The sequence below is a fragment of the Saccharothrix sp. AJ9571 genome, assembly GCF_021725495.1.
Lineage (GTDB): Bacteria > Actinomycetota > Actinomycetes > Mycobacteriales > Pseudonocardiaceae > Amycolatopsis > Amycolatopsis magusensis.
Window position 1 is genome coordinate 7,007,535 of record NZ_CP091382.1, and the last position, 21,672, is coordinate 7,029,206.

The 21,672-nt window shown below is 69.9% G+C and carries 15 protein-coding genes and 1 pseudogene; 7 read left to right on the forward strand and 9 right to left on the reverse strand.

Going from position 1 to position 21,672, the window contains the following annotated elements; all coding sequences use genetic code 11:
- Nucleotides 1-211 precede the first annotated feature (211 nt).
- Entirely contained in the window at nucleotides 212-442 is a 231-nt protein-coding gene (locus L3Q67_RS32095) for a hypothetical protein (protein WP_499191801.1), read from the forward strand.
- A 36-nt stretch (nucleotides 443-478) separates the two neighbouring features.
- Here L3Q67_RS32095 and L3Q67_RS32100 read toward each other — a convergent pair.
- From L3Q67_RS32100 to L3Q67_RS32125, 6 genes and pseudogenes are all read right to left on the reverse strand, one after another.
- A pseudogene (locus tag L3Q67_RS32100) lies at nucleotides 479-1,243 on the reverse strand (IS630 family transposase); the annotation flags it as partial.
- A gap of 319 nt (nucleotides 1,244-1,562) precedes the next feature.
- Nucleotides 1,563-1,850, reverse strand: coding sequence for a hypothetical protein (locus L3Q67_RS32105; RefSeq protein WP_499185176.1), 288 nt, complete (start codon nucleotides 1,848-1,850; stop codon nucleotides 1,563-1,565).
- 114 nt (nucleotides 1,851-1,964) lie between these two features.
- Nucleotides 1,965-2,849 carry a helix-turn-helix domain-containing protein gene (locus tag L3Q67_RS32110; protein ID WP_499185177.1) on the reverse strand — a complete coding sequence of 295 codons (885 nt, stop codon included), beginning with the start codon at nucleotides 2,847-2,849 and terminating at the stop codon, nucleotides 1,965-1,967.
- A gap of 9 nt (nucleotides 2,850-2,858) precedes the next feature.
- Complete coding sequence (locus L3Q67_RS32115; protein ID WP_499185178.1) at nucleotides 2,859-3,701, reverse strand: alpha/beta fold hydrolase; 843 nt, start codon at nucleotides 3,699-3,701, stop codon at nucleotides 2,859-2,861.
- A gap of 279 nt (nucleotides 3,702-3,980) precedes the next feature.
- The gene (locus tag L3Q67_RS32120) at nucleotides 3,981-4,262 is read right to left on the reverse strand and encodes an iron-sulfur cluster biosynthesis protein (RefSeq protein WP_499185179.1); all 282 of its coding nucleotides are present in this window, start codon (nucleotides 4,260-4,262) and stop codon (nucleotides 3,981-3,983) included.
- Between the two features lie 71 nt (nucleotides 4,263-4,333).
- A complete protein-coding gene (locus L3Q67_RS32125) occupies nucleotides 4,334-4,534 on the reverse strand; it encodes a hypothetical protein (protein ID WP_499185180.1) in 201 nt (66 codons plus the stop codon).
- A 555-nt stretch (nucleotides 4,535-5,089) separates the two neighbouring features.
- On the opposite strand from L3Q67_RS32125, the gene L3Q67_RS32130 reads away from it, so the two are divergent.
- On the forward strand, nucleotides 5,090-5,758 hold the full coding sequence (locus L3Q67_RS32130) for an alpha/beta fold hydrolase (RefSeq protein WP_499185181.1): 669 nt from the start codon (nucleotides 5,090-5,092) through the stop codon (nucleotides 5,756-5,758).
- An 854-nt stretch (nucleotides 5,759-6,612) separates the two neighbouring features.
- Here the strand turns inward: L3Q67_RS32130 and L3Q67_RS32135 are convergent.
- Nucleotides 6,613-9,519, reverse strand: a complete 2,907-nt coding sequence (locus L3Q67_RS32135; RefSeq protein WP_499185182.1) for an ATP-binding protein — start codon at nucleotides 9,517-9,519, stop codon at nucleotides 6,613-6,615.
- 118 nt (nucleotides 9,520-9,637) lie between these two features.
- Here L3Q67_RS32135 and L3Q67_RS32140 point away from each other — a divergent pair, with 118 nt between their 5' ends.
- Entirely contained in the window at nucleotides 9,638-10,807 is a 1,170-nt protein-coding gene (locus tag L3Q67_RS32140; protein ID WP_499185183.1) for an MFS transporter, read from the forward strand.
- Nucleotides 10,808-11,340: 533 nt separating this feature from the next.
- On the opposite strand, the gene L3Q67_RS32145 is transcribed toward L3Q67_RS32140, so the two are convergent.
- Complete coding sequence (locus L3Q67_RS32145; protein WP_499185184.1) at nucleotides 11,341-14,961, reverse strand: S8/S53 family peptidase; 3,621 nt, start codon at nucleotides 14,959-14,961, stop codon at nucleotides 11,341-11,343.
- 453 nt (nucleotides 14,962-15,414) lie between these two features.
- Nucleotides 15,415-15,732: a hypothetical protein gene (locus L3Q67_RS32150; protein WP_499185185.1), complete on the reverse strand. Its 318-nt coding sequence runs from the start codon at nucleotides 15,730-15,732 to the stop codon at nucleotides 15,415-15,417.
- Between the two features lie 239 nt (nucleotides 15,733-15,971).
- On the opposite strand from L3Q67_RS32150, the gene L3Q67_RS32155 reads away from it, so the two are divergent.
- From L3Q67_RS32155 to L3Q67_RS32170, 4 genes are all read left to right on the forward strand, one after another.
- Entirely contained in the window at nucleotides 15,972-16,247 is a 276-nt protein-coding gene (locus tag L3Q67_RS32155) for an HAD family hydrolase (RefSeq protein ID WP_499185186.1), read from the forward strand.
- Nucleotides 16,248-16,604: 357 nt separating this feature from the next.
- Entirely contained in the window at nucleotides 16,605-16,871 is a 267-nt protein-coding gene (locus L3Q67_RS32160; RefSeq protein ID WP_499185187.1) for a hypothetical protein, read from the forward strand.
- Between the two features lie 41 nt (nucleotides 16,872-16,912).
- The gene (locus tag L3Q67_RS32165) at nucleotides 16,913-17,407 is read left to right on the forward strand and encodes a DUF2690 domain-containing protein (protein ID WP_499185188.1); all 495 of its coding nucleotides are present in this window, start codon (nucleotides 16,913-16,915) and stop codon (nucleotides 17,405-17,407) included.
- A 307-nt stretch (nucleotides 17,408-17,714) separates the two neighbouring features.
- Nucleotides 17,715-21,641: a golvesin C-terminal-like domain-containing protein gene (locus tag L3Q67_RS32170; protein WP_499191692.1), complete on the forward strand. Its 3,927-nt coding sequence runs from the start codon at nucleotides 17,715-17,717 to the stop codon at nucleotides 21,639-21,641.
- Nucleotides 21,642-21,672: the final 31 nt, after the last annotated feature.

Here is a 21,672-nt window from a genome sequence, read left to right on the forward strand (position 1 = left end):
GGCCGGATGGGGGTTGTGGTCGGCAAGACCGCCCCCTGCACGGTCATGGCACTGGCGGAGGCGGCCGTGCTCGGTCCTGACCAGCCGGCCGCCGCGGTCGACACCGCTCCTAGCCGGAGCTGACACCGGTGGTGCGGCTCGGTGCGGTTGAGGCCGCACCGAGCCCTCCGCTGAACCGTCGCGGAACGCCAAGAGGATCAGCTCGCGGTACGTGCCCGGCCAGCGGTCGGCGGACTGGCGCAAGCACGCGCTCGTCCGCAGCCACACCGCCCTGATCGGCGCTTGGCGCCCCGGATCCGGGCAGCGCACCGACCGGCTCGGCGCGCTCCTGCTCGGCGCCCACACCCCCGCCGGCGACCTGGTCTACATCGGCGACGTCGGCAGCATCGACGACGCCGGCCTGGCCCACGCCCAGCGCATCCTCCGCGAGCTCTTCACCTGAGCGCCCCTCCCGGGGGACGCGGCTCAGATCGGCCGCGTCCCCCGGGAGATCGGTGAGCGAGCGGTGGACGCCCCGGCGGAGCAGTTTCACGGTGATCTCGGCGAAGAAGCGCTCGACCAGGTTGAGCCAGCTTGAGCCGGTTGGGGTGAAGTGGAGGTGGAAGCGTGGATGTGAGCAGCCATGTTTTCACCGCCGGGGTTTGTGCGTGGACAGGTTGTCCAGGATGACGTGCACGTCCAGCTCGGTGGGCACGGTCTTGTCGATGGTGCGCAGGAACGCGAGGAATTCCTGGTGCCGGTGGCGGCGTTTGACCGCGCTGATCACCTGACCGGTGGCGATTTTGAGGGCGGCGAACAGACTGGTGGTGCCGTGCCGGACGTAATCGAAACTCTGTCGTTCGGGCACGCCGGGCATCGGCAACACCGGTGCGGACCGGTCCAGTGCCTGGATCTGGGACTTCTCGTCCACGCACAGCACCACCGCCTTGCCCGGCGGATCCAGATACAGCCCGACCACGTCGCGGACCTTGTCCACGAACAGCGGGTCCTTGCTGATCTTGAAGGTGTCGACTTTGTGCGGCTCGAGGCCGAACGCCCGCCAGATCCGCGACACCGCCGACTGCGTCATCCCGGTCTGCGCCGCCAGTGACCGGGTCGACCAGTGCGTCGCGTTCACGGGCTTGGTTTCCAGCGTGGTCACGACCACACGCTCGACCTGGTCGTCGGTGATCGTGCGAGGCCGGCCAGGACGCGGTTCGTCGGACAAGCCGTCGAGTCTGTCGCGGACGAACCGCGCCCGCCACACCTGAGCCACGGTGCGGTGCCTGCCTGCCGCTGCCGGCGGCAGAGGCTGTGCCAGTGGCTAGATCGCGGACCAGCAGGTGAGTGGGTAGGTGCAGAGGACGACGGTGGCGATACTCAGCACGGTATCGAGGGCCGAACCAGGCGACCGGTAGGGGTAGGCGATGACGACGCGCAGGGCGTTGTCAGTAAGCGGAGTCTGTGTCGATCGGAGCGCCGCCGCAGTGCAGTGCCACGCTTTCCAGCAGGCTCAGTTCAGTCGGCAGAAGCCGGTTGGACGCGTGCGCCCGGGGCAGGAGCGTTCAGCGGCATGAGCGCGCTCAGATGGGGTGCCAGTTGTGGTCCGCGTCGCGAGGAGGTGGCTGGGCAGCCAACCCGTTCTCGTCCAACGCGTTGAAGACGTGCAGGCCGCCGCTGTCGGTTGCCAACCACAGGCCGGTCGTCAGCCACGCCTCGTGTACGTCACGGGTGTCGGCTACGTTCTCCGTCACGAATCGACATGAGGTCGCCGATATCTGCTGCAACGTCTCATGCTCGATTGCTGCGAGCGCGGGGTGCGCCGCTCGCCGCCATTCCAGCGGCCACTCCACCGAGTTGGGCGTGCCCATTCAGTGGAAGACCGAGATCACCTCACTCGATCAGGATCCGACGGCCGACTGGCTGGTCGGGTGCGACGGTCTCGTCGGAGTGTGGGTGGGGTCGGCTTGTCGGGGGCGGGCTGTTCAACGACGTTGGGGGATGCGTTGGGCGGCTGTTGCAGGTCTGCGGCGGGTTGGTGATGAAGTCGGCCACGCGACGTCGTCGATGGCGAGCCAGGGCGCGACGGCCACGGTCGAGGGTGTGAGCCCGGTGAACGCCTTGACCTCGCGGTGGAGGTGGGACTGGTCGGCGTAGCCGCTCTGGGCGGCGACGCCGGCGGCGGTGTGACCGGCTGCGAGGAGGTGGGCGGCGTGGTCGAACCGCACCAGTCGGATGGCGCGTTTGGGGCTGATTCCGAGCTGGGACCGGAAGCGGGACCACAGGCGCTTGCGGTCCCAGCCGACCTCGCCTGCCAGGCTGTCGACCTGTACCAGTCCTCGGCTGGTGAGCGTCCGCCGCCAGGTGTGGGCGACCTCCGGTTCGACCGGCGTGCGGGCGCGCAGCCGTTGGCCGACGACCTCGGCTGCGATAGTGAACCGTTCGTCCCACGACGCGGCGGCGCGCAACCTGTCCTCGACCCGCCCGGCGTCGCGGCCCCAGACGTCCGCCAGGGGTGCCATCGTCCCGCTGAGATCGGGTGAGGCGTCGAACACCGCGGCCGCCACGTCCGGCTCCAGCCGGATCTGGAGGCATTCGCCCACGCAGCCACCTGCCCGCAGATCGCCGGGCATGAGCCCGATGACGACGCTGCCGCGCTCGTGCCTGTCGCGGCTGCCGCAGACGACGCCTTCTCCCTCGCTCAGGTCGATGAGCAGGGTGACGGATGGGTGCGCGACCATGGTGATGTCCACGGGGACGGGGACACGCTGGCGGAACCCGGCCATGCTGATCCCCGGTAGCCGATCCGACCGGCGCGGGACCGCGATGTCCATGTTTGTCCAGTCCGGCGGTGCCCCGGTAGACAGCATACGACCAGTCTAGGCATCGGGGGCCATCGGCGGGGTGCCAACGGTCCGTTGCCGCGAGGTCCAACCCAGCAGCAGTTCGCTGGTCGTCTCGGGCGCTTCGAACATGGGAAGGTGCCCAACGCCGGACAGCAGCTCGATCCGCGCGTGGGGAACCGCCTCGTACTGGTGCACCGACGACGGGTCCCAGCGGGGGTCGGCAGCCCCGAAGATCGCTAGCACCGGGACGCCGAGGGCGGCGAGACGATCGGGCACGCTGCGCTCGGCGAGGTAGGCGACGTTGCGGCGCGATAGCGTCCTGAACGCGTGGTACGAGGTGCGCTTGAAATCGGCGACCGTGTCGTCGGGTATGTCCACCGGGCGAGCGGTCGTTGCCAGGATTCCCTTGCGGATCATCGCATCCGAACGCCTCGGCCAGATCAGCGGGCCGAATGGCGGTCCCAGCAGGATCCGGAGGATCAACGGTTGAGGAAGCAGCGCGTCGAGATGCGGGCCGCAGCTGATCAGCGCGACCGACCGCACCAGGTCGGGGCGCTGCTCGGCAAGGGCGGTGGTGACGTAGCCGCCACTGGAGTGCCCGACGACGGCGGCGTGACGCAGGCCGAGGTCGTCGAGAACCGCAGCCACCCGGCTCGCCTGCACGGGCACCTCGTAAGACGGTGGGGGCGGGGACTGGCCGCAGCCCGGGAGGTCGACCCGGATGACGTGGTGGTGGCAGGCAAGTGCCGGGACCACCGGGCTCCACGAGGCACCCGAGGCCCCCGATCCGTGAATGAGCACCAGCGGCGGCGCCTGCCGCGGACCGTCGTGCACCACGTGCATCCCCTGCGAATGCTCAACACCGTTCTCACACATGCGAGGATGGTGCACGGCCGCCGACCACCAGTCTTGGACAAATGTCGTCGCACGATTGACGTTGCGGGGTCAGCCACCGCGTGCTCAGCTCCGGCGAGCACCCGAAAGCCTCTGCTACCAACCAACACGGCTAGCCTGGATGCGCGCGGGAACACCACCAACTACCACCGCGTCAGTGGTAACGCGGTGAACTTGACTGGACGCGCCTCCACCCCCTGCGGGCAGTGAGGCTCCACTGTGACGTGCGCGTACCCCGTTCAACGCCTGAGCTCGGGCATCTCAGTGTGGGGAGCTGACCATGAACGTGAAGTGCCCGTCGATGTCCTTGCGGGCGTCGAGGACCTTGTCGGTGAGGCGGACCCGGGTTTCGCGGGCCAGGAACACCTGGGTGCCCGCCGCGTCAACGACGTCGTCGCCAGGGGCCGGGTGAGCGGTGATCTCGACGGACAGCGGGGCGCCGTCCTCGGGAAGACCGTCCAGCGTCATGCGCAGGCCGCCCTCCAGTTGGAGGTTCTGGGCGGTGGTGAGCTGTTTGATGGCTTCGGAGGCGGATTCAGTCATGGTGAACATCGAGGTTTCTCGCTCCCTTCCGCGTAGCCGGCGGAATACCACCGACTGTACGCGGCCCGCGATCAAACCGGGCTGTCCGTCGTCGCCCACGCGGCTGCCTGCTCCTGGACGAATTCGGTGAAGGCGCGGGGCGGGCGGCCGGTCAGGTCGAGCACCGCGGTGCTCGACCTGGTCTTCCAGCCTGCTTTGATGCCGTCTTCCCCGGGCGGCGAGGGCGGTGGCGAACCCGGCGGGTATGCCTGCCGCCGGTACTCGGTCGCCACTCAAGGGAAAGGTCTGGCGACCGCCACACCACCTCGCCGTGCAACCGCCGTTGCGGCGTGATGCTGTCTTGGCTTACCTGCCGAGCTGGCCACTCGGTGCGGCCGGTCAGCTTGATGCTGCGGAATGCCGGCATGGTTTGCCCGCTGAAGCCTGTGGCTCCAGTATTTCCGCGGAGCTTGCCCGGGCCCTATCCGCGGACGACTTCGGCGCACCGGCCGGCAGGTCCATGGCGTCGATGACCATCGCCGCGTCGGTGGCGTTCTTCAGGGCCTGGAGGCAAGGACCACAGAACGTGACCGGCTCCCCGTTCGGTAAAACTCCCCGGCGCCTGTTAGGCGCCCGATTTCTCTTTGCATTTTCCGACGCCACGCCGTCCTGGGACGTCGAATGCGAAGTCGGCTGCTCCGTTTGGGTGGATCCGAGGTGGCGGGCGAAGAAATGGTGCGCACCGGGTCTGGTTGGAGCGTCCATTGAGTAAGGGCACGCAGTGCCGGCGCTCGCCGAGCGGCGGCTTGTCCCCGGGTTACACCCGAGCGCGAATGAGAGGTACCCGCATGGCCGCCGAGCGTATTGAGGTGTGCACCTACGGGGGTTTCACCTATTCCTGCCGGGTGGTCGAGAACACTGGGGCTCTCACGGACCCGATCGTTGTAATTGGCGGCGCCTACCAGGATATGTACGCCTTCCATCGGATTGAACGCCGATGGTGGCAGGCGGCCACCTTGGTCGTTGTCGAACTTCCCGGCGCGGGCACGGCCGATGTCCTGCCCGCGTCCTACGACTTCGGCTTCCTCGCCGCGGCTCTCGGGCACATGCTGGCTGAACTCGACCTCAGGCGGGTCAACCTCGTCGGGGTCTCGTATGGCTGTCCTGTCGCTTACCGCTACGCACAGGTCAATCCCGCGGGCGTGGCTCGGCTGATCCTGTGCGGTTTCAGTCCTTCACTGCCGACCGAGAGTCTCGGCTTGCTGCGGAGCATGGTCGACGCCCTGGAATCCGGTACCCCCGACGAGTGCGCCCACCGCGCTGGTGAATTGCTCGTCCGCCAGGACCTGGCCGTGTTCGTGACCAACCGCGACGAGGTGCTGCCTTTCTGGGTTCCCGCACGGGAATCGGGCCCAGGCTCGAGGGCCACGGCGACCGGCGGTTCTCGTGTGGCCGGTGGTCCTGACGACCACGGATGGGCTCGCACGATCCACTTATCATTACTCCGATCGCAGTAACAGTCGATCGGCTGAAAGGATGATCACGACTACGTCATATTACCCAGTCGCAGTACTTTGGGTAGAACTTCCGCTGCCGAACCACAAAGGCGGATAGTCAAACCCTTGGTGCCCGGAGTCGGATCGACGGGCGTTTGTGCCACTCGGGCGTGGAGGGTGACATGGGAATATGTGAATAATTGCCGAAAGTGCTTCGGAATACGTTGAAACTGACCAGTGTGTTGCACGCGAATCATCGCGAACTGCGGCACGGTCACGACCGGGCGGCACAGTGACGCAAGCGCTGCCGGGCCACGTCCCAGCACGCCGACACGGATGGACAAGCTGAGCGGTGGCCGCTGGAAACGTCGACTCGGAAAGCCGACCTGTGGCCGCCACAGACCGGGCAACAGGGGGAGTTGGACACCTCCCCTCTGGAGACGCCCCAACCTCGCCCTGCCCTGGCCGAACACCTCGGCGAGGACTGCGGCGATCAGTTGATCTTCGGGATCCCCAAGCAGGTGAACTTGTGGTTGTCAGTCGCTTAGAATCCGGGTTATTTGCCACCGCAGGCCTCGCACGCGCAGTGAGCGCCGGATTGTCGGACTGAAGCTGTACGAGGGTGTGGACCCGGACGGGCTCGGGCAGCCCGGACGCGCTCGACCAGCTGGCCGTGCTCATCGAGGTGATACACGGCCTCGGGCCCGTTGCACTGCGCCTGCGGTGCGACAACTGCGTGAACGATCAAGAACGTGCGGTAGCGCGGTCGGGATTTTCGTCTTGACGATGTCACGCCTTCTCGAATTCTTTCACGGAGGACACGAGCGTGGTGAGCAGGCTGATCGGGCGCCGATCAGCAGGTGTGTGACAACTGCTCAAGCGCCTTCGCCCGGCGTGCCGGAGCTGTGCTGAGACGCCGCTGCGGCGTGGTCGCCGCCTTGCTGGGCGAGCAGGCCGAGTTCGACGACAACAGCCGGATGGCCCGGCGCTCGCTCGGCCCGGCGGTACCACTTCTCGGCTTCACGCAGGTGCTCTTCGGCTTCGGCGAGGTCGCCGGTGCGACGGGCGGTCAGGCCTAGGCCGGTGATGGCGACCACCTCGGCGGGCTTGAAACTGTGTTCCACGGCGAGTGCCCTGGCCCGCTCGTAGAAGCGGCGCGCGGTGTCGTGGTCCCCACGCAGCATCGCCAGCTTGCCGAGCCCGGACAGCCGGTCCGCGGCTTCGGCCCACATGCCCAGCTCGTCGGCCAAGCGGAGCCCGTCGCGGTGCAGCCGCTCAGCGGTGTCGTGGTCTCCGATGGCTTCCGCGAACGCGGCCCTGGGGTAGATGGTGAGCAGTTCGCCGCCCAGGTCGTCGAGGGCGCGGAATTGCGCGAGTGACTCCTCGGCGAGGTCTGCCGCGGTCGGCAGGTCGCCTCGGGCGATGGTGTGATGAGCACGCAGGCTGGTGGTCACGGCTGTGCCCCAAGCGTGTCCGAGCGAGTGGAAGCCGGCCGAGGACTTCGCTGCCAGTTCTTCGCTGAAGTCCAGAGCACCGACGTGGTGCAGGACGTAACCGAGGAACCACTGTCCCATCGCGAGGCCGGGCGGATCATCCGTGCCGCGGAAGGCGTCCAGCGCCTGACGGGCGCGGGACACGGCGTCGGAGTCCGCACCGCGCAGGATCGCGATCCCGGCTTCCCAGCACCGGACCCGCGCGCGCAGCTCTGAGGGCGTGTCGCCCGGCACGGCGAGCGCGCGGGCGGCCCGGCGGCCCACCTGCCGGACCCGGCCGCGCAGCAGCAGGTACCAGGCCAGCGCGTCGACCAGCCGAAGTGCCACTCCGGCGTCGCCCTGCTCGGCCGCGTTCTCCAGTGCGCAGTGGAAATTGCCCTGCTCGGCGTCGAGCCGGGCGAGGCACGTTCGCTGTTCCGGTCCGAACAGTCCGGGCGCGACCTCCTCGGCGACTGACAGGTAGTAGCGGCTATGCCTGTCGCGCAAGGAGTGCGTCTCGTTCGCTTCGGCCAGTCGTGTGCGGGCGTACGCGGCCACCGTGGCCAGCAGCCGGTAGCGCCGGTTCGCGGTGACGACCACCATGGACCGGTCGACCAGCCGCGCCAGCGTTCCGGCGATCTCGACGGTGCCGTCGCTGTCGTCCGCGCAGATCGCCTCGACCGCGGCGAGCTCACCGCTGTCCAGCACGGAGAGTCGGCGCAGCACCGCCCGTTCCGCTTCGGTCAGCAGCTCCCAGCTCCACCCGAGCAGGGCGGACAGGGTGCGCTGCCGGGCGGGTGCGCCCCGGTTCCCACCGTCCAGCAGGCGGAACCGGTCGTCGAGGCGGGCCAGCACGCCGGGCACGCCCAGAGCCCGCGTCCTGGCCGCGGCCAGTTCGAGTGCCAGTGGGAGTCCGTCGAGCCGGCGGACGAGATCGGCGACCACCGCGGCGTTCGACGTGTCGACGGTGAAGCCGGGATCGGCATCGGCGGCGCGGGCGTGGAACAGCCGCACGGCACTCGCCGCCCGCACGCGTTCGGCCCCGGCGCCCGGCTCGGGCAGTTCCAGCGGCGGTACCGGGCGCAGCACTTCACCGGGAATGCCCAGCGGTTCCCGGCCGGTCGCCAGTACACGCAGGCCGGGTGCGGCCGCGAGCAGCGCCCGCGTCAGGTCGGCGGCCGATCCCGCCACGTGCTCGCAGTTGTCCAGCAGGAGCAGGATCGACCGGTCGCGGAGAAACGCGGAGAGCCGTTCGAGGTGATCGGCGGCCGTGTGCGCGGGCAGTGGTCCGAGCAGCGTGTTCTCCCGCAGCCCCAGAACGGTCATCACGGCTTCGGCGACCTCGTCGCCTGGGTGCGTGCCTGCCAGTTCCACCAGCCACACGCCGTCGGGGAACGCGTCCGCCAGCCGCTCGGCGACGGCCAGGCCCAGGCGGGTTTTGCCGACACCGCCCGTGCCGGTGAGGGTGACCAGCCGCGCGGTACCGAGAAGCGCGGTGACCTCGGCGATGGCCTCGTCGCGGCCGACCAGCTCGGTGACTTGAGCGGGCAGGTTGGTCCGGCGCCGGGGTGGGGGAGCGGCCAGTGTCGGGTCCCTGGCCAGGATCGCGCGCTGGAGCGCGGCCAGTTCCGGCCCGGGATCGAGGCCGTGCGCTTCGGCCAGTCCGCGCCGGAATTCGTCGTAGGCCTGCAGCGCCTCGCCCTGGCGTCCGGTGCGGTAGATCGCCCGGAGCTGGGCGGCGCGGAGCCGTTCGCGATGGGGGTGGCGGTGCACCCATTCCGCCAGTTCGGCGAGCACCAGGTCGTGTTCGCCGAGGTCCAGCCGGGTTTCGGCGAGCTCTTCGACGGCCGCCAGCCGCTGCTGGACCAGCCGCTCGGCGACCGGCTGGGCGAACGGCTGCCCGGCGAAGTCCGCGAGCGCGTCGCCCCGCCACAACGCCAGCGCCTCGGTGAGCAGACGCCCGCGCGGCGCCGGGTCCTCGGTGGCGCGCGCCTCGCCGAGCAAGAACTGGAACCGGCCGGCGTCGATCGATCCGGCCGGTACGCCGAGCCGGTAGCCACCCGAAGTGAACTCGATCAGCTCACGCCCGAGCACACGGCGCAGCCGGGACACCCGGACCTGGAGCGCGTTCGCCGGGCGCGCGGGCAGCGCGTCCGGCCACAGATCGCCGATCAGCCGCTCCACCGGGACCGGCGCGCCTTCGTGCACCAGCAGCACGGCCAGCAGCGCACGCAGGTCGGCACCCGGCACGGCGACCGGCGCACCGTCGTCCCGCCACACCGCCAGTGGCCCCAGCACCCCGAACCGCACGGGCCCACAGTACTTCCCGGCACCGACAGCGAGCCCCGGAAAGCGAACGGAAAGCAGCCGGACAGCGGGCAGCGGGAACCTCGGGACGTCGATCACCGAACGAGGAAGACGGACGAAATTGGACAAGCGGAACGCACTGTTCGGGCCACTGTTCCCACTGGCGATGGCCCTGTTCGCGGTGGGCACGGACGGCTTCGTCATCGCCGGCCTGCTGCCGCAGATCGCGGCAGACCTCGACGTCGGCGTGGCCGCGGCCGGGCAGCTGGTCACCGTGTTCGCACTGGCCTTCGCGGTGTCCGCGCCGGTGCTGGGCGCGCTCACCAGCGGGCTGGACCGGCGCCGCGCGCTGCTGCTGGCACTGGCGGTCTTCGTGGTGGGCAACGCGGTCACCGCGCTCGGCCCGGACTACCGGACCGTGCTGATCGCGCGGGTGCTCACCGCGGTCGGCGCCGGGATGATCGGGGCCGCCGCGTTCAGCGCCGCCGCGGCGATCGCGCCGGAGGAACGCCGGGGCCGGGCACTGGCCGTGGTGATGGGCGGGCTCACCCTCGCCATCGCCTTCGGGCTGCCTGCGGGCACCCTGATCGGCAGTGCGGACTGGCGGCTCACGCTGTGGGCGGTGGCCGGCCTCGGAGTGGTCGCGGCGGCGGGCATCGCGATCGCGCTGCCGCCGATCAGCCTGCCCGCCGACACCCTGCGCGCACGGCTCGCCCCGCTGCGGGAGCTGTGGGTCTTCGGCGTGCTCGCGGTGACCACGCTGACGCTGGCCGGTACGCACGTGCTCTACACCTACATCAGCCAGGCGGTGGCCGGGGCCACCAGTGGTTCGACCACCGCGCTGACGGTGATCCTGCTCGCGTGGGGGGTCGGGAACATGATCGGCAACTCCGCGGCCGGACGGCTCGCCGACCGGTATCCCCCGGAGCGGGTCGTGCTCGGCGGACTGGCCGCCGCCGCGGTACTGCTGGCGGTGAGCCCGCTGGTGGTCGGTGCTCTGCCGGTGACGATCGGCTGGGCGCTGTTGTGGGGTGTGTTCGTCTCCCTGCCGGTGGTGCCCCAGCAGAGCCGGTTCGTCGCGCACGCACCCAGCGCCTCGGCGATGCTGCTCGGATTGAACAACTCGGCGATCTACGTCGGCGTCGCCCTCGGCGGCGCGCTGGGCGGCCTGCTCCAGCACCAGTTGACACCCGCCCGCCTCGGCTTGGTGGCCGCGGCGATCAGCCTTGCCGGGTGCCTGGTCAACCTGTTCACGACTCGGCGAAACCACCCCGTCGTCATCTCGGCCTGACCTAGAGCCAGGAGCAGGCCCGTCTTCTGGGACTTCTGCGGGGGCGGCCGGTTCGACCGAACCACCGGTGCGGGGGCTGCGCTTCATCGGGATTCGACGCGCAGCTGCGTGAGCAGAGCGCGGCCGGGCTGGACGAGGGGGCGTCGATCTCGCCCAGGTGCGCCTGCGCGGCTCTTGCAGTGACACCCAGTCACGACGGGCGATGTCGACCATCGCCAGGTCGTCCAACCCGGCCAGGATGTTGTCTATTGGCAATTTTGGAAGCTCGCACTCTAATGAGTCAACCATCGCATCGAGATGTCTGGCGCCGGATATAGGAAAACCAGGAAGCAAATTGCTCAGGCGCTTGAAATCTCGGTGAGCACGGTCCTTCGCTACCTCGCCTATCCCGACAATATCGAGGCACTGAACTGCTCCTTCTGGCTAGTGCACGAGCGACTTTCGGTGCCCCTCCAGCACGGCGGAAACCCCGCTCTCGGCGCGGCACCGGCAGGACCGCCCGAGGACATCCAGGCGGGTTCGCCGGGCACCGGTCAGCCGATGCGCATGGCCCGGATGATCGTCTGCTCCACGGTGTTGCCGTCGCTGTCGACGGCTTTCGCCCGCAGTGCGGCGAAGCCGGTGGCCGGGTTCGCCACGGTGGCGGTCCAGCCGGCCCGGTCACGGCGCAGTTCCGCGCGCTGCCAAGTGGTGCCCTCGTCGTAGGACACCTCGACGTGGAGGTGCCGCACCGACGGGACCCCGTCTTGGCGGGTGACCCGCACCGGGAACGTGAACCGGCCCGCCGGGACCAGGTTGTCCAGGCCGGTGTCCGGGGCGAAGCCCACCGCGAGCAGCGGGAGCTTCCTGCCCTCGTCCGCCGAGGACGAGCGGAACGTCCAGGACCCGCTCACCGCCGTCGAGGTGGTCCAGTCGGGGTGCGTGCGGGTGACGTCCGCGGTCAGCCGGTAGGCGGCGTCCGCCTCCGGCACGGTGAAGAGTCCGTGACCGGGCCGGGAATCGGTGCCGACCAGGGTGCCGTCCCGGTACAGGCTTGTGGCCCCCTGGTCGATGCCGCTTTCGGGATCGGCCAGGCGGGGGTGCCCGGCGCCGTCGGCGAACAGCGGGACCAGCAGGTCCAGCGCACCGGCGTTCCGCCAGGCCCAGGGACGGGTGCTGACGTAGGTGTCCGGGGACTCGCCGGCGAAGCCAGGCCCGAAGACCGGCTCGTTCCAGCGGACTTCGTGCTTCTCGCCCGCGGTGAGGTCCACCGTTTCCCCTGAGTCGCCGAGCGCCCTGCTGTGCCGGTTCAGCTCCCAGGTGCCCGGGGTGAAGTGCTCCACCCGTTCAGCGGACTTCGGGGCCGGCCGCGTGGGGAAGTAGATCGGCCCGCCGTCCACGAATCCCCTCGCGCTGGCGGAGTCGGTCCCGCTGCCGTGGTAGGCGGTCTTCACCGCGGCCAGGTCGGCGAGCGCCACCTCGTGGGTGGTGGAATCCGGGACCCGGCCGGGATGGGTGAGCAGCACGGAACTGCGTAGGCGGCTGCTCTCGCGCAGCGCCAGTCCCGCTTCCAGCCCGCCTCGTGCGGCCGCGGCCTCGAACAACTGCCCGGTGCGGCGGGAGAGGACGACGAGGGGCAGCGGCGCCGGTGCCTTCAGGTAGGACAAGCCCCGTCCGCTGAGCGCGACAGCCTTCGCGCCCGCCGAGTGGAGCGCGTCGACGCGCCGGTACGCCTCCTCCGCGTCCAGCGCGGGTGGAAGCTCCAGCACCACCAGCTTACCGTCCACATCGGACGGATCGCTGCCGTCGCCGCCATGGGTGACGGGGAGCCGGGTGAACTCGGGCAGCGAGGCACCGGGCAACTTCCGGGTCTCGACCTCGAACCGCTCGGGCGATTCGGCGAACAGTTCCACGCCCAGTTCCTCGAACAGGGACGACACGGTGTAGCTGAACGAGGGCGCCGAGACCGCGGGATGCGCGTGGACGAACATCCCCTCGAAGCGCGGGTCCCACTGGTGCTGGTACCCGGTGTCGGACCGGCCGAGGTCCCTGATGTGGTGCCCGGTGTTGATCATGCCCCAGGAGGACCGGACGCCGGGCTGGTCGAGGCCGACGGTCACCTTCTTCGCCAGCCTCCCGTCGAGCGTGAGCTCGGTCCGGCGGTCGATCGTCAGTTCCGGGTGGGTGACGATGGTGGCCGAGTACCGCTGTTCCTGATCGACCGTGATGAACGTGCCGGAGATCCCGTAGCGTCCCTCCGGCAGCAGGCCCAGCCGCCCGGTCGAGCTGAAGTGGAGCTCGCCGTCGTCCAGGTTGATCAGCGCCAGGAGGGACTGACCGGGCACGGCGCCCGTGCGGTCGAGCACGTTCACCGTGACGTCGTGCCGCAGCTTTTCCTTGTTGACCCCGATGAGCGCGCGGACGGACACGCTCCCGTCCGCTGTGGACGCGACGAGGCTGCCGCCGTGGGCGTTGGGCGGGGAGTCGCCGGGGTGCACCGTCAGGTCCACCTTCGCCTCGCCACCGGCCGGGACGGTCACCGAGTCCGCCGAGAGCGCGACGAGACCGGCCGGTGCCGGGGAACCGTCGGAAGCGGCCAGGTCGAGCGCCAGGTCGAGCGTCACCTCGGCGGGGCCGGGATTCCGGTAGGTGACCGCTCGCAGCACCGGTTCGGTCGCGCCGACCGGCAGCGGAACGTTGGTCACCGCGGGTGAAGCCTGGATCGCCTGCGTGGTGGCCTTGCCGGCGTCGAGCAGGCCGGAGCCCACGGCGAACGCACCCAGCGACGGCAACGGCTTCGAGGAGCCGATCAACCCGGCCTTGAGCTGTTCACCGGTCCAGTCCGGGTGTCGCTGGAGCAGGATCGCGGCGGCACCGGCGGTGTGCGGTGTGGCCATCGACGTGCCCGACACCGAGGTGTGGTGGTCGTCGACCGGCTGGCCCAGCGTGGTCCCCGCCGCGCGGGCGGCGACGATGGAACTGCCCGGAGCGGCGATCTCGGGTTTCACCGCGCCGTCGAGCCGGCGCGGCCCCCGACTGGAGAAGCCGGAGAGTCCGCCCGTCTTGGTCACGCTGCCGACCGCCAGCGCGGCGTCGGCGGCGGCCGGTGAGCTGACCGTCTCCTCCGCGCCCGCGTTGCCGGCGGCGATCACGAACAACGTGCCGTGCTCACGGCTGAGCCGGTTGACCGTCATCGAAGTCGGGTCGGTGCCGTCGGTCGGATCACCGCCGAGACTGAGGTTGACCACCTTCGCGCCGACGTCGGCGGCCGCCCACTGCATGCCGGCGATGAGGTCGTCGGTCTGCCCGCCACCGGAGCTGTCGAGGACCTTGCCGACGGCCAGCCCGGCATCCGGGGCGACGCCCCGGAACCGGCCGCCGGAGGCCGCGCCGGTCCCGGCGATGGTCGAGGCGACGTGCGTGCCGTGTCCGTGGCCGTCCTTGGTGTCGGGTTCGACGGTGAAGTTCCCGGTCGCGCCGATCTTGCCCGCGACGTCGGGGTGGGCCGGGTCGATCCCGGTGTCCAGCACGGCGACCGTGACGTCCTTGCCGGTGTGCCCGCCCTGCCAGGCAGCCGGCGCGCCGACCTGCGGCACGCTCTGTTCCAGGTCGGCCTGGACGCGGGCGTTGAGCCAGACCTTGCGCACGCCACCGGAGAGCGCGCCCGGTCCACCGCTGATCGCCTGCCAGGTCAGGTGCGCCGCGGCCTTGTCCCCGTTGACGGCGGTGTACCCGGGGAGCACGCGCTCGACGCTCGCCCCGGCCGGAGCCGCCGACGCGCTCGGGCCCTCGCCGGTTTCGAGCAGGAGCGGGATGGTGCCGGTCCCGGCGTCGTGGTAGCCCTGGCGGACCAGCCCGGTGATGTTGAACAGTTCACGGTCCAGCTTGCCCGAGGCCACCATCGTGGCCGCTCGTTCCGGGAGCAGGTACTGGTCGAGGTGCCGCCCGTTCTGCCTGGCGAAGCGGAAAGCGCCCCCGGGGGTGCCGGCGTCGAGCTGCGCGGACCACCGGTCGCCCGCCCGCGCCGCCAGGACCACGTCGCCGGTGATCAGCGTGACGCGGTGCTCGTCGCCGGTGGTGACCGGTCCGGAAGCCGCTGCCGTGGTTCCCGCCGTCACCAGTGACGTCGTGACGGCCGTGGCGAGCAGTCCCGCCACCCACATTCGTCCGCGCATCGAACTCCTCATCGTCGGAGAAAGCACGGGCGGCCGGCGGGGGCTGACTCACCTGGCACTCGTGCAGCCGACCCCGTGCTCCGGTCCTCTCATCGAGAGACTCCTGCGGCCGGAGGGTCGTCAACCCGTTGTATCGAAGAAGAAGAGGCGTCGAGACTCTTTCAGCGGAGCGTGAAATCGCAGTCCGGCGGCAGCGGGATCCGCCTCGCCGAGAAGGTCCGCCAGCGCGACGACATGGTCGCCGCCGTGAGCAAATTGTGGCCTATGGCCGTCCAGTTCAGTCGGGCGCGAAACGCAATAATCTCGGCCAGTTCCCGCGTGCCCTCGGGCGGCTCACTGACGCGAGCGCCCGCGTGAACGCCTGCCCGGCTTCGCGCTGCGCTGTCTCCAGCGAGTCGGCCTAACCGGTCTCCAGTACGTGGCCCCCGGGACCCGCCCGGTGAGGCCTCAGAACTATCGGGAACAGTCAGGGCGCCAGAGAACCGGGTTGGCGATCACCAGCAGGGGTGCGGTGGGGCTGTCCGGGTGCGGTAGTTCGAGCATTTCGTTGGCGACCTCGACGACGGTTCCGGTGCGGTGCCACACGGCTTCGCCGTCCGGGTTGACGCGCACGCTGGCGGCGTCACCCTCGGCGCAAAAGATGAGGATGTCCTCTCCCGCGGGTGCCCAGCGGCGGATGGCACAGATCGCGACCACCTCGCCGGCTTCGTTGCGGGGATGCCAGAATTCCCGGCCCGCGGCGATGAGGCGGTGCAGTGTCTCATCGCTCATGCGTGTGTGTCCCGGAATCGGTGCTCGGCGGCCTGCGGTGGCTGTGGGGGTGCGCGGCCCGGGCAGGCGGTGGGTGGGGGAGCAGTGGCGGGGAAGCCGGGCGGGATGTGCCAGTGCGGATGTGGGTTGGCCAGGATCCGCCACAGCGCCCGGTCACCGCGGAATTCCTGGCGGCCGTGCAGCCATCAGCGGTTGTGCACCACGAGGCCGTCACCGGCACCCAAGAGCACCGTGTGGGTGTGCTCGCTGATGAGGTGGCTCAGGGTGCTTACGGCGACGACCACGCGAGCCGGCCGGAGCTGGTGAAGATCGCGCAGGGACGGGCGCGGGAGCGAATCGGCAGCCGGTTCGACAACGCCGGCACCGTCCTGATCGGGGACACGCCGAACGACGTGCAGGCCGCGCTGACCGCGGGCGTGCGGGTGGTCGCGGTGGCGACGGGAAAAGAGCTCGGAGGACGAGCTGCGGGTGGCTGGCGCGGCCGTGGCCCTGCCCAGCCTGGAAGGTGCGGCTGAGGTTCTGCGCGAACTTGGTCAGCATGGTTGACAACACACTCCGGCCTAGTGTGTCGCCGACCCGGAGGTTCATCGCCGAGCTGGCGGCCAAGACTACGCAGAACGGCGACCAATAGCGTTTCCGTCGCCGAGCCGGATTCGCTGCGCCGGGCCCTCGACTCCTGCGCGCCCGTACCAGCGGAACTCGAGCTGGACGCGATGATCGCGCCCGCTTCGTGCGCGCCCCATCGGACCTGACATCGCGTGACCGGTCGCTGGGCAATGTCCGGTAGATGTCCGCCTCGCGCCCTCGATACCTCGATCCGCGCGCCCCAGAATGTGATCGGGCGCTAAAGCCCGGACCTGGGGGTAACACAAATGGAGAAGAAAAAGTGGCTGGCTGCTGCCCTGGTGGCGTCCGGCTTGGGTTTGGCCTTCACCGGCAGCGCGCAGGCGGTGCAGCCGCGGTTCGCGGCCGAGATCTCGGTGGACGCCGTGTGGTACTACCACAGCTCGTGGCCGAATGAGAACGCCTGCCGTTCGACCGGGAAGTCCTACGTCGACCACGGGCTGGCCCGGGCCTGGTTCTGCGAATACTCCCCGCATCCGCAAATCCCGCTGTGGAACCTCTATCTGCTCGACTGAGCGGTTCAGCCATCGTCGGAAACAATTCTTCGGAGGATTCAATGCAACGTAGGCTCATCACCACCGCTGGGACGGCGATCGCCGCGCTGGCCGCCGTGGTCGGCGCGAGCGCACCTGTCTTCGCGCAGACATCCGAAGCATCACCTGGCCCCGCCTCCCCGGCCTGTTACGGGGAAACCTGTGAGGGCCAGAACCCGGTTTCCACGAATTGCACGAGCGGATCGGTCTCGCTCGCCAGTATCGTTCTGCTCGGGGCGGGGGCCAGAGAGTTCCTCGTCGACCTCCGCTTTTCCTCGTCGTGCGGGACGACCTGGACCAGAGTGACCGACATCAACCAGCCGGATTGCTACTACTCTTTGACCGCCTGGCACGAAGGCATCAACAACAGCACCGGCGCCAAGACGCGTACCGCGTCCGTGAGCAGCGGGGACGCGTGTTCCGCGTCCACCACGACGATGAGCAAGGCGGGCAAGTCGACCCGGGCGTGCGGGCACAGCAGCTGGGAAGGGCTGGATCGCTGCACCGTGTGGAAGTAGCGCGTTCCTGATCCCCGGCGAGTGATCGCCACGTCGCTTTCCTCCGGCGCTCAATCCGGGCGCCGGAGTTTCCGGCTCCGTGCAGTGGTCTGCCCGAGGAGTAGCTGTGCGAAAATCGCTCGCCTTGTTGTTGTGCGTACTTTGCTCGTTGTTGCTGATACCGGGTGGTGCGATGGCCGCCCCGCCCGAGGTGGATCTTCCGGCCCCGGCCCCGGAAACCGCCTCCCCGGGCAGCGTTCCACCCGCTGAACGCGCCGCGATGCTGGGGGGTGGCTGGGATCGGTCCGCGGACCGGGCAGTGACCACGATGGGCGACGCCACCGGCTTCCACGTGCTGGTGGCCGAAGCCCGAACTGGCTACCAGTGGCGAACGGCTGCGTCGCTGTCGGAGCCGGGTTTCGACACCGACGCGTGGATCGGCAACGCGTGCGTGACGGCGTCGGGGGACCGCGCCGTGGTGGTCTACGCGCCGCGGACCTTCACCAACAAGGCCGTGCTGGCCGAGCGCGGCGGCTTCACCGCGATCGTGGACCTGGCCGGCGGACCGGTGCGCAAGCTGCCGGTGCAGACGAGCCTGGCGTACTTCAACCCCGGCTGCGGTCCCACCGAATCGGCGCTGCTGACCCAGGGCGGTAGCGAGGATCTGACCGCGACCAGGTTGCTGAGGCTGGACACCGTCTCCGGGGAACTGGCCGCACCGATCGAAGTGCCGGGGCAGCTGACCTCGGCGGTGCCGACCACGGAAGGCATCGTGGCGGCCGATTCCAGCGCCGTGGTGCGCGTGGACCCAGATGGCAAGCGGACCGTGGTGGCCCCGGCGAAGGGCGTGCCCTACCGGCTGGCTGCCGACGCCGACGGGGGCGTTGTCTACGCACAGGCCGAGGACCAGCACAAAGCCACCGTGCGCCGGGTGGACCTGAAGGCGGGCAACGCGGTCACCACCCTGGCGGACGGGGGCCGTACCGAGGTGAGCGTGAGGTCGGGCCGTGGGGGTCGGGTGTTCGTGACCGGTGCCGGAGCCGCCCGGGCGGCCACTCCCTCGGTCGCGCTCGTCGGCGTCCCCAAGGACGCGACGATGTCGCTGTCCGGCGAACTCGCGGTCACCTCGGTGCTGCGCGCCCAGAACCCGGACACCCGGGTGGCGCCGGCCGACCCCACCGCGGCGCAGCGGATCGACATCACGGCCACCGCGCTGGCGACGAACAAGTCGTTCACCGCCTCGGTGACCCCCACCGGAGGCGGCGAGAACGGCGGCGCGGCGAGTCCGGCACTCGGCCAAGTCTCGGCCACCGCCGGGAACCCGAACGACCCAGCCGACGGCGACCAGCGCTCCTGCTCGGTGGCCCGCAACGATCCGCGCAACCAGGCCATGCAGCCGAAGCCACGCCAGGTCGAATGGGCGGTCAACCAGGCCGTGCGCAACGCGCTCACCGTTCAGCGTCCGGCCAATTGGAAGAACCTGGGCATGCCCGCCTACACCCCGCAGGGCCTGTTCCCGCCGACCACGCTGAACGGCGGCGGCTACGTGCCCGCGCAGATCCTGCTCGGCATCGCCACCCAGGAGTCGAACACCTGGCAAGCGGCGAAGTTCGCGGTGCCGGGGGTGACCGCGAATCCGTTGATCGGCAACTACTTCGGCATCGACTACTACAACGACGTCGAGGGCGACGACTGGACCATCCGCTGGGACAAGGCCGACTGCGGTTACGGCGTCATGCAGATCACCGACGGCATGCGTCTGGCGGGCAAGGAACGGCCAGGGGAGACCGCGCTGCCGTATGACCAGCAGCGGGCGATCGCATTGGACTTCACCGCCAACATCGCGCGCGGCCTGCGGATGCTGCAGGACAAGTGGAACCAGACCCGTGCGGCCGGGCTGACCATCAACAACGGCAGCGCGGACCGGCTGGAAAACTGGTTCTTCGCGGTGTGGGCCTACAACTCCGGCTTTTACCCGAACCCGGGCAACGGCGGCCCGTGGGGTGTGGGCTGGCTCAACAACCCGGTGAATCCGCACTACCCGGGTGACCGCATGCCGTTCATGGAGGAGTCCTACGCCGACGCCGCGCACCCGGAGGACTGGCCGTACCCAGAGAAGGTGCTCGGGTTCGCCGGACACCCGATCGAGCTGATCGAAAGCCCCGGCACCCTGGTGCACGCCTTCCGCCCCGCGTGGTGGCTCACGGCCAACGACCGGTACAACGTCAAACCGCCGAAGGCCCAGTTCTGCGACAGCAGCAACCAATGCGTGCCGGGCGGGCAGTTCCCGCCCCAGGCCGACGAGGTGCTGGGCGAACCGGCCGGGCCGTGCGCGCACAAGAACAGCGCGGGACTGTACGACCTGAAGTGCTGGTACCACCAGAACTCCACGTGGAAGGCCGACTGCCAGGACACCTGCGGCCGGGAACTGCTGCGGTTCGACCCCGGCTACGCCTACCAGGACGACGCCACGAACTACCCGCCGGTCTGCTCGCTGTCCGGGCTCCCCGCCGGCGCGCTCGTGGTGGACAACCTGCCGCAGAACGTGCCGTCGATCCGGCCCGGCTGCACCAAGCCGCCCAGTTCGGGCACGTTCGGATTCACCTTCGGGCAAGCCGCCGACGGCAACTACCCCGGCAAGATCGACGTGCACCAGATCGGGGCGGCCTACGGCGGGCAGTTCTGGATGAGCAACACCCACAACTCCGCCGAGCGGGAAGCGGTGGGCACGTGGACGCTGAACCAGGCCCGCACCGGCCCGATGAAGATCATGGCGCACATCCCCGACCCGGGGGCGCGCACCCGGCTCGCCGAGTACAAGGTCAACGCCCAGGGCGGTGAGCGCAAGCGGCTGATCGACCAGTCGGCGGGCAGCGGGAACCGCTGGGTGAGCATCGGGACCTTCATGTTCAACGGCACCCAGCCGAGGGTGAGCCTGAGCAACCGCACCGCCGACGGGGACAGCACGGTGCGGATCGCCTGGGACGCGGTCGCGTTCATCCCGGTCACCGGCCAGTACCACGAGGAGGCGGTCGAGGCGGCCGCGGTCTACGACGAGGACCAGAACATCGACACCGCCGCGCCGGCCTCGTGGCTGGCCGGGCCGATCGCCAGCGGCGCCACGCTGCACCAGTGGGGCCGCGACTCCGCCAACGGCATCCTGGCCGCGACCAATCTCGGCTCGGCGACGAGGCAGACGATCAGCCGGTGGAAACAGCAGGTGGAGGCGGCGGGACCGGATCCGGTCAACCATCCGGACGGCAACAGCGCCGGGACCTGGATCGGGTTCGCACAGCCCTACACCGACCGGCCGACGAGCAACCAGCGGCCCGCCTCGTTCGACGACGTGAACCGGCTGAAGATCCGGACCAAGGCGACCATCTCGTTCGTCACCGGGGACGATGCCAGGATCATTCCCGGCACCGAGTTCGCCGAGTACGAGCACCGCACCGGCAACTCGCACCTGCCGCCGTTCCTGGTGGAGTTGTTCGGCTCGCTCGAGCAGGACTACGGGATCACCCGGCCGGATCTGAGCTATCGGATGGTCGACCTGCACGTGCACGACGGGGCGTGGCGCTCGGCCGACCCGAGCCGAGACGGCAAGCTGCCCGGGCGTGCCTACGCCGAGGGCAGGCGGGCGCCCGAACTGACCGACGCCTCCGGGGCGGCTGCGCCGAACAACGCCTCGTGCGTGCGGGCGCAGACGACCGGCGGCGGATCGACCGGGTACCGGCCGATCCTGAGCCAGTCCGGTCCGGTGAACGCCGCGACCGCCTGGCGCGACCGCATCAAGGGCGACGGGCGGCTGCCCACCGCGCTCAAGGACCTGGCCGATGACGTCTGGGAGCTGTTCTTCAACGCCGGGGCGATGTCCGGGGTGAGTGCGGCGATGTTCAACGACGCCCCGCCGATCTGGCAGGAACTCAACTTCCTGGCCTGCGTGGACGGCACCGTGCGGAAGCTGGACGCGTGGACCCCGATCCTGCGGGCCAGCTGGATGCCGGACAACTACCTCTACCACCGGGGTCTGGCGATCAACCGGGACGGGGCGCGCACCGGCAGCGCGGCGCCTGTGCTGCGGGGTGACTGGTTCAACTTCACCAAGTTCCCCGGCACCGCCCCGGACACCGCATACGGGCCGTGCCGCGGCATCGGCCAGCACGAGCGGGCGGGCAACCCGTGGGAAATCACCCCGGTCGTGCCGACCGATCCGGGGGCGAACCCGCCATTCGCGCGATTCTGTTCGAACGCCTGAACCGACGGCGTGATTTGTGGCATAGTTCCCC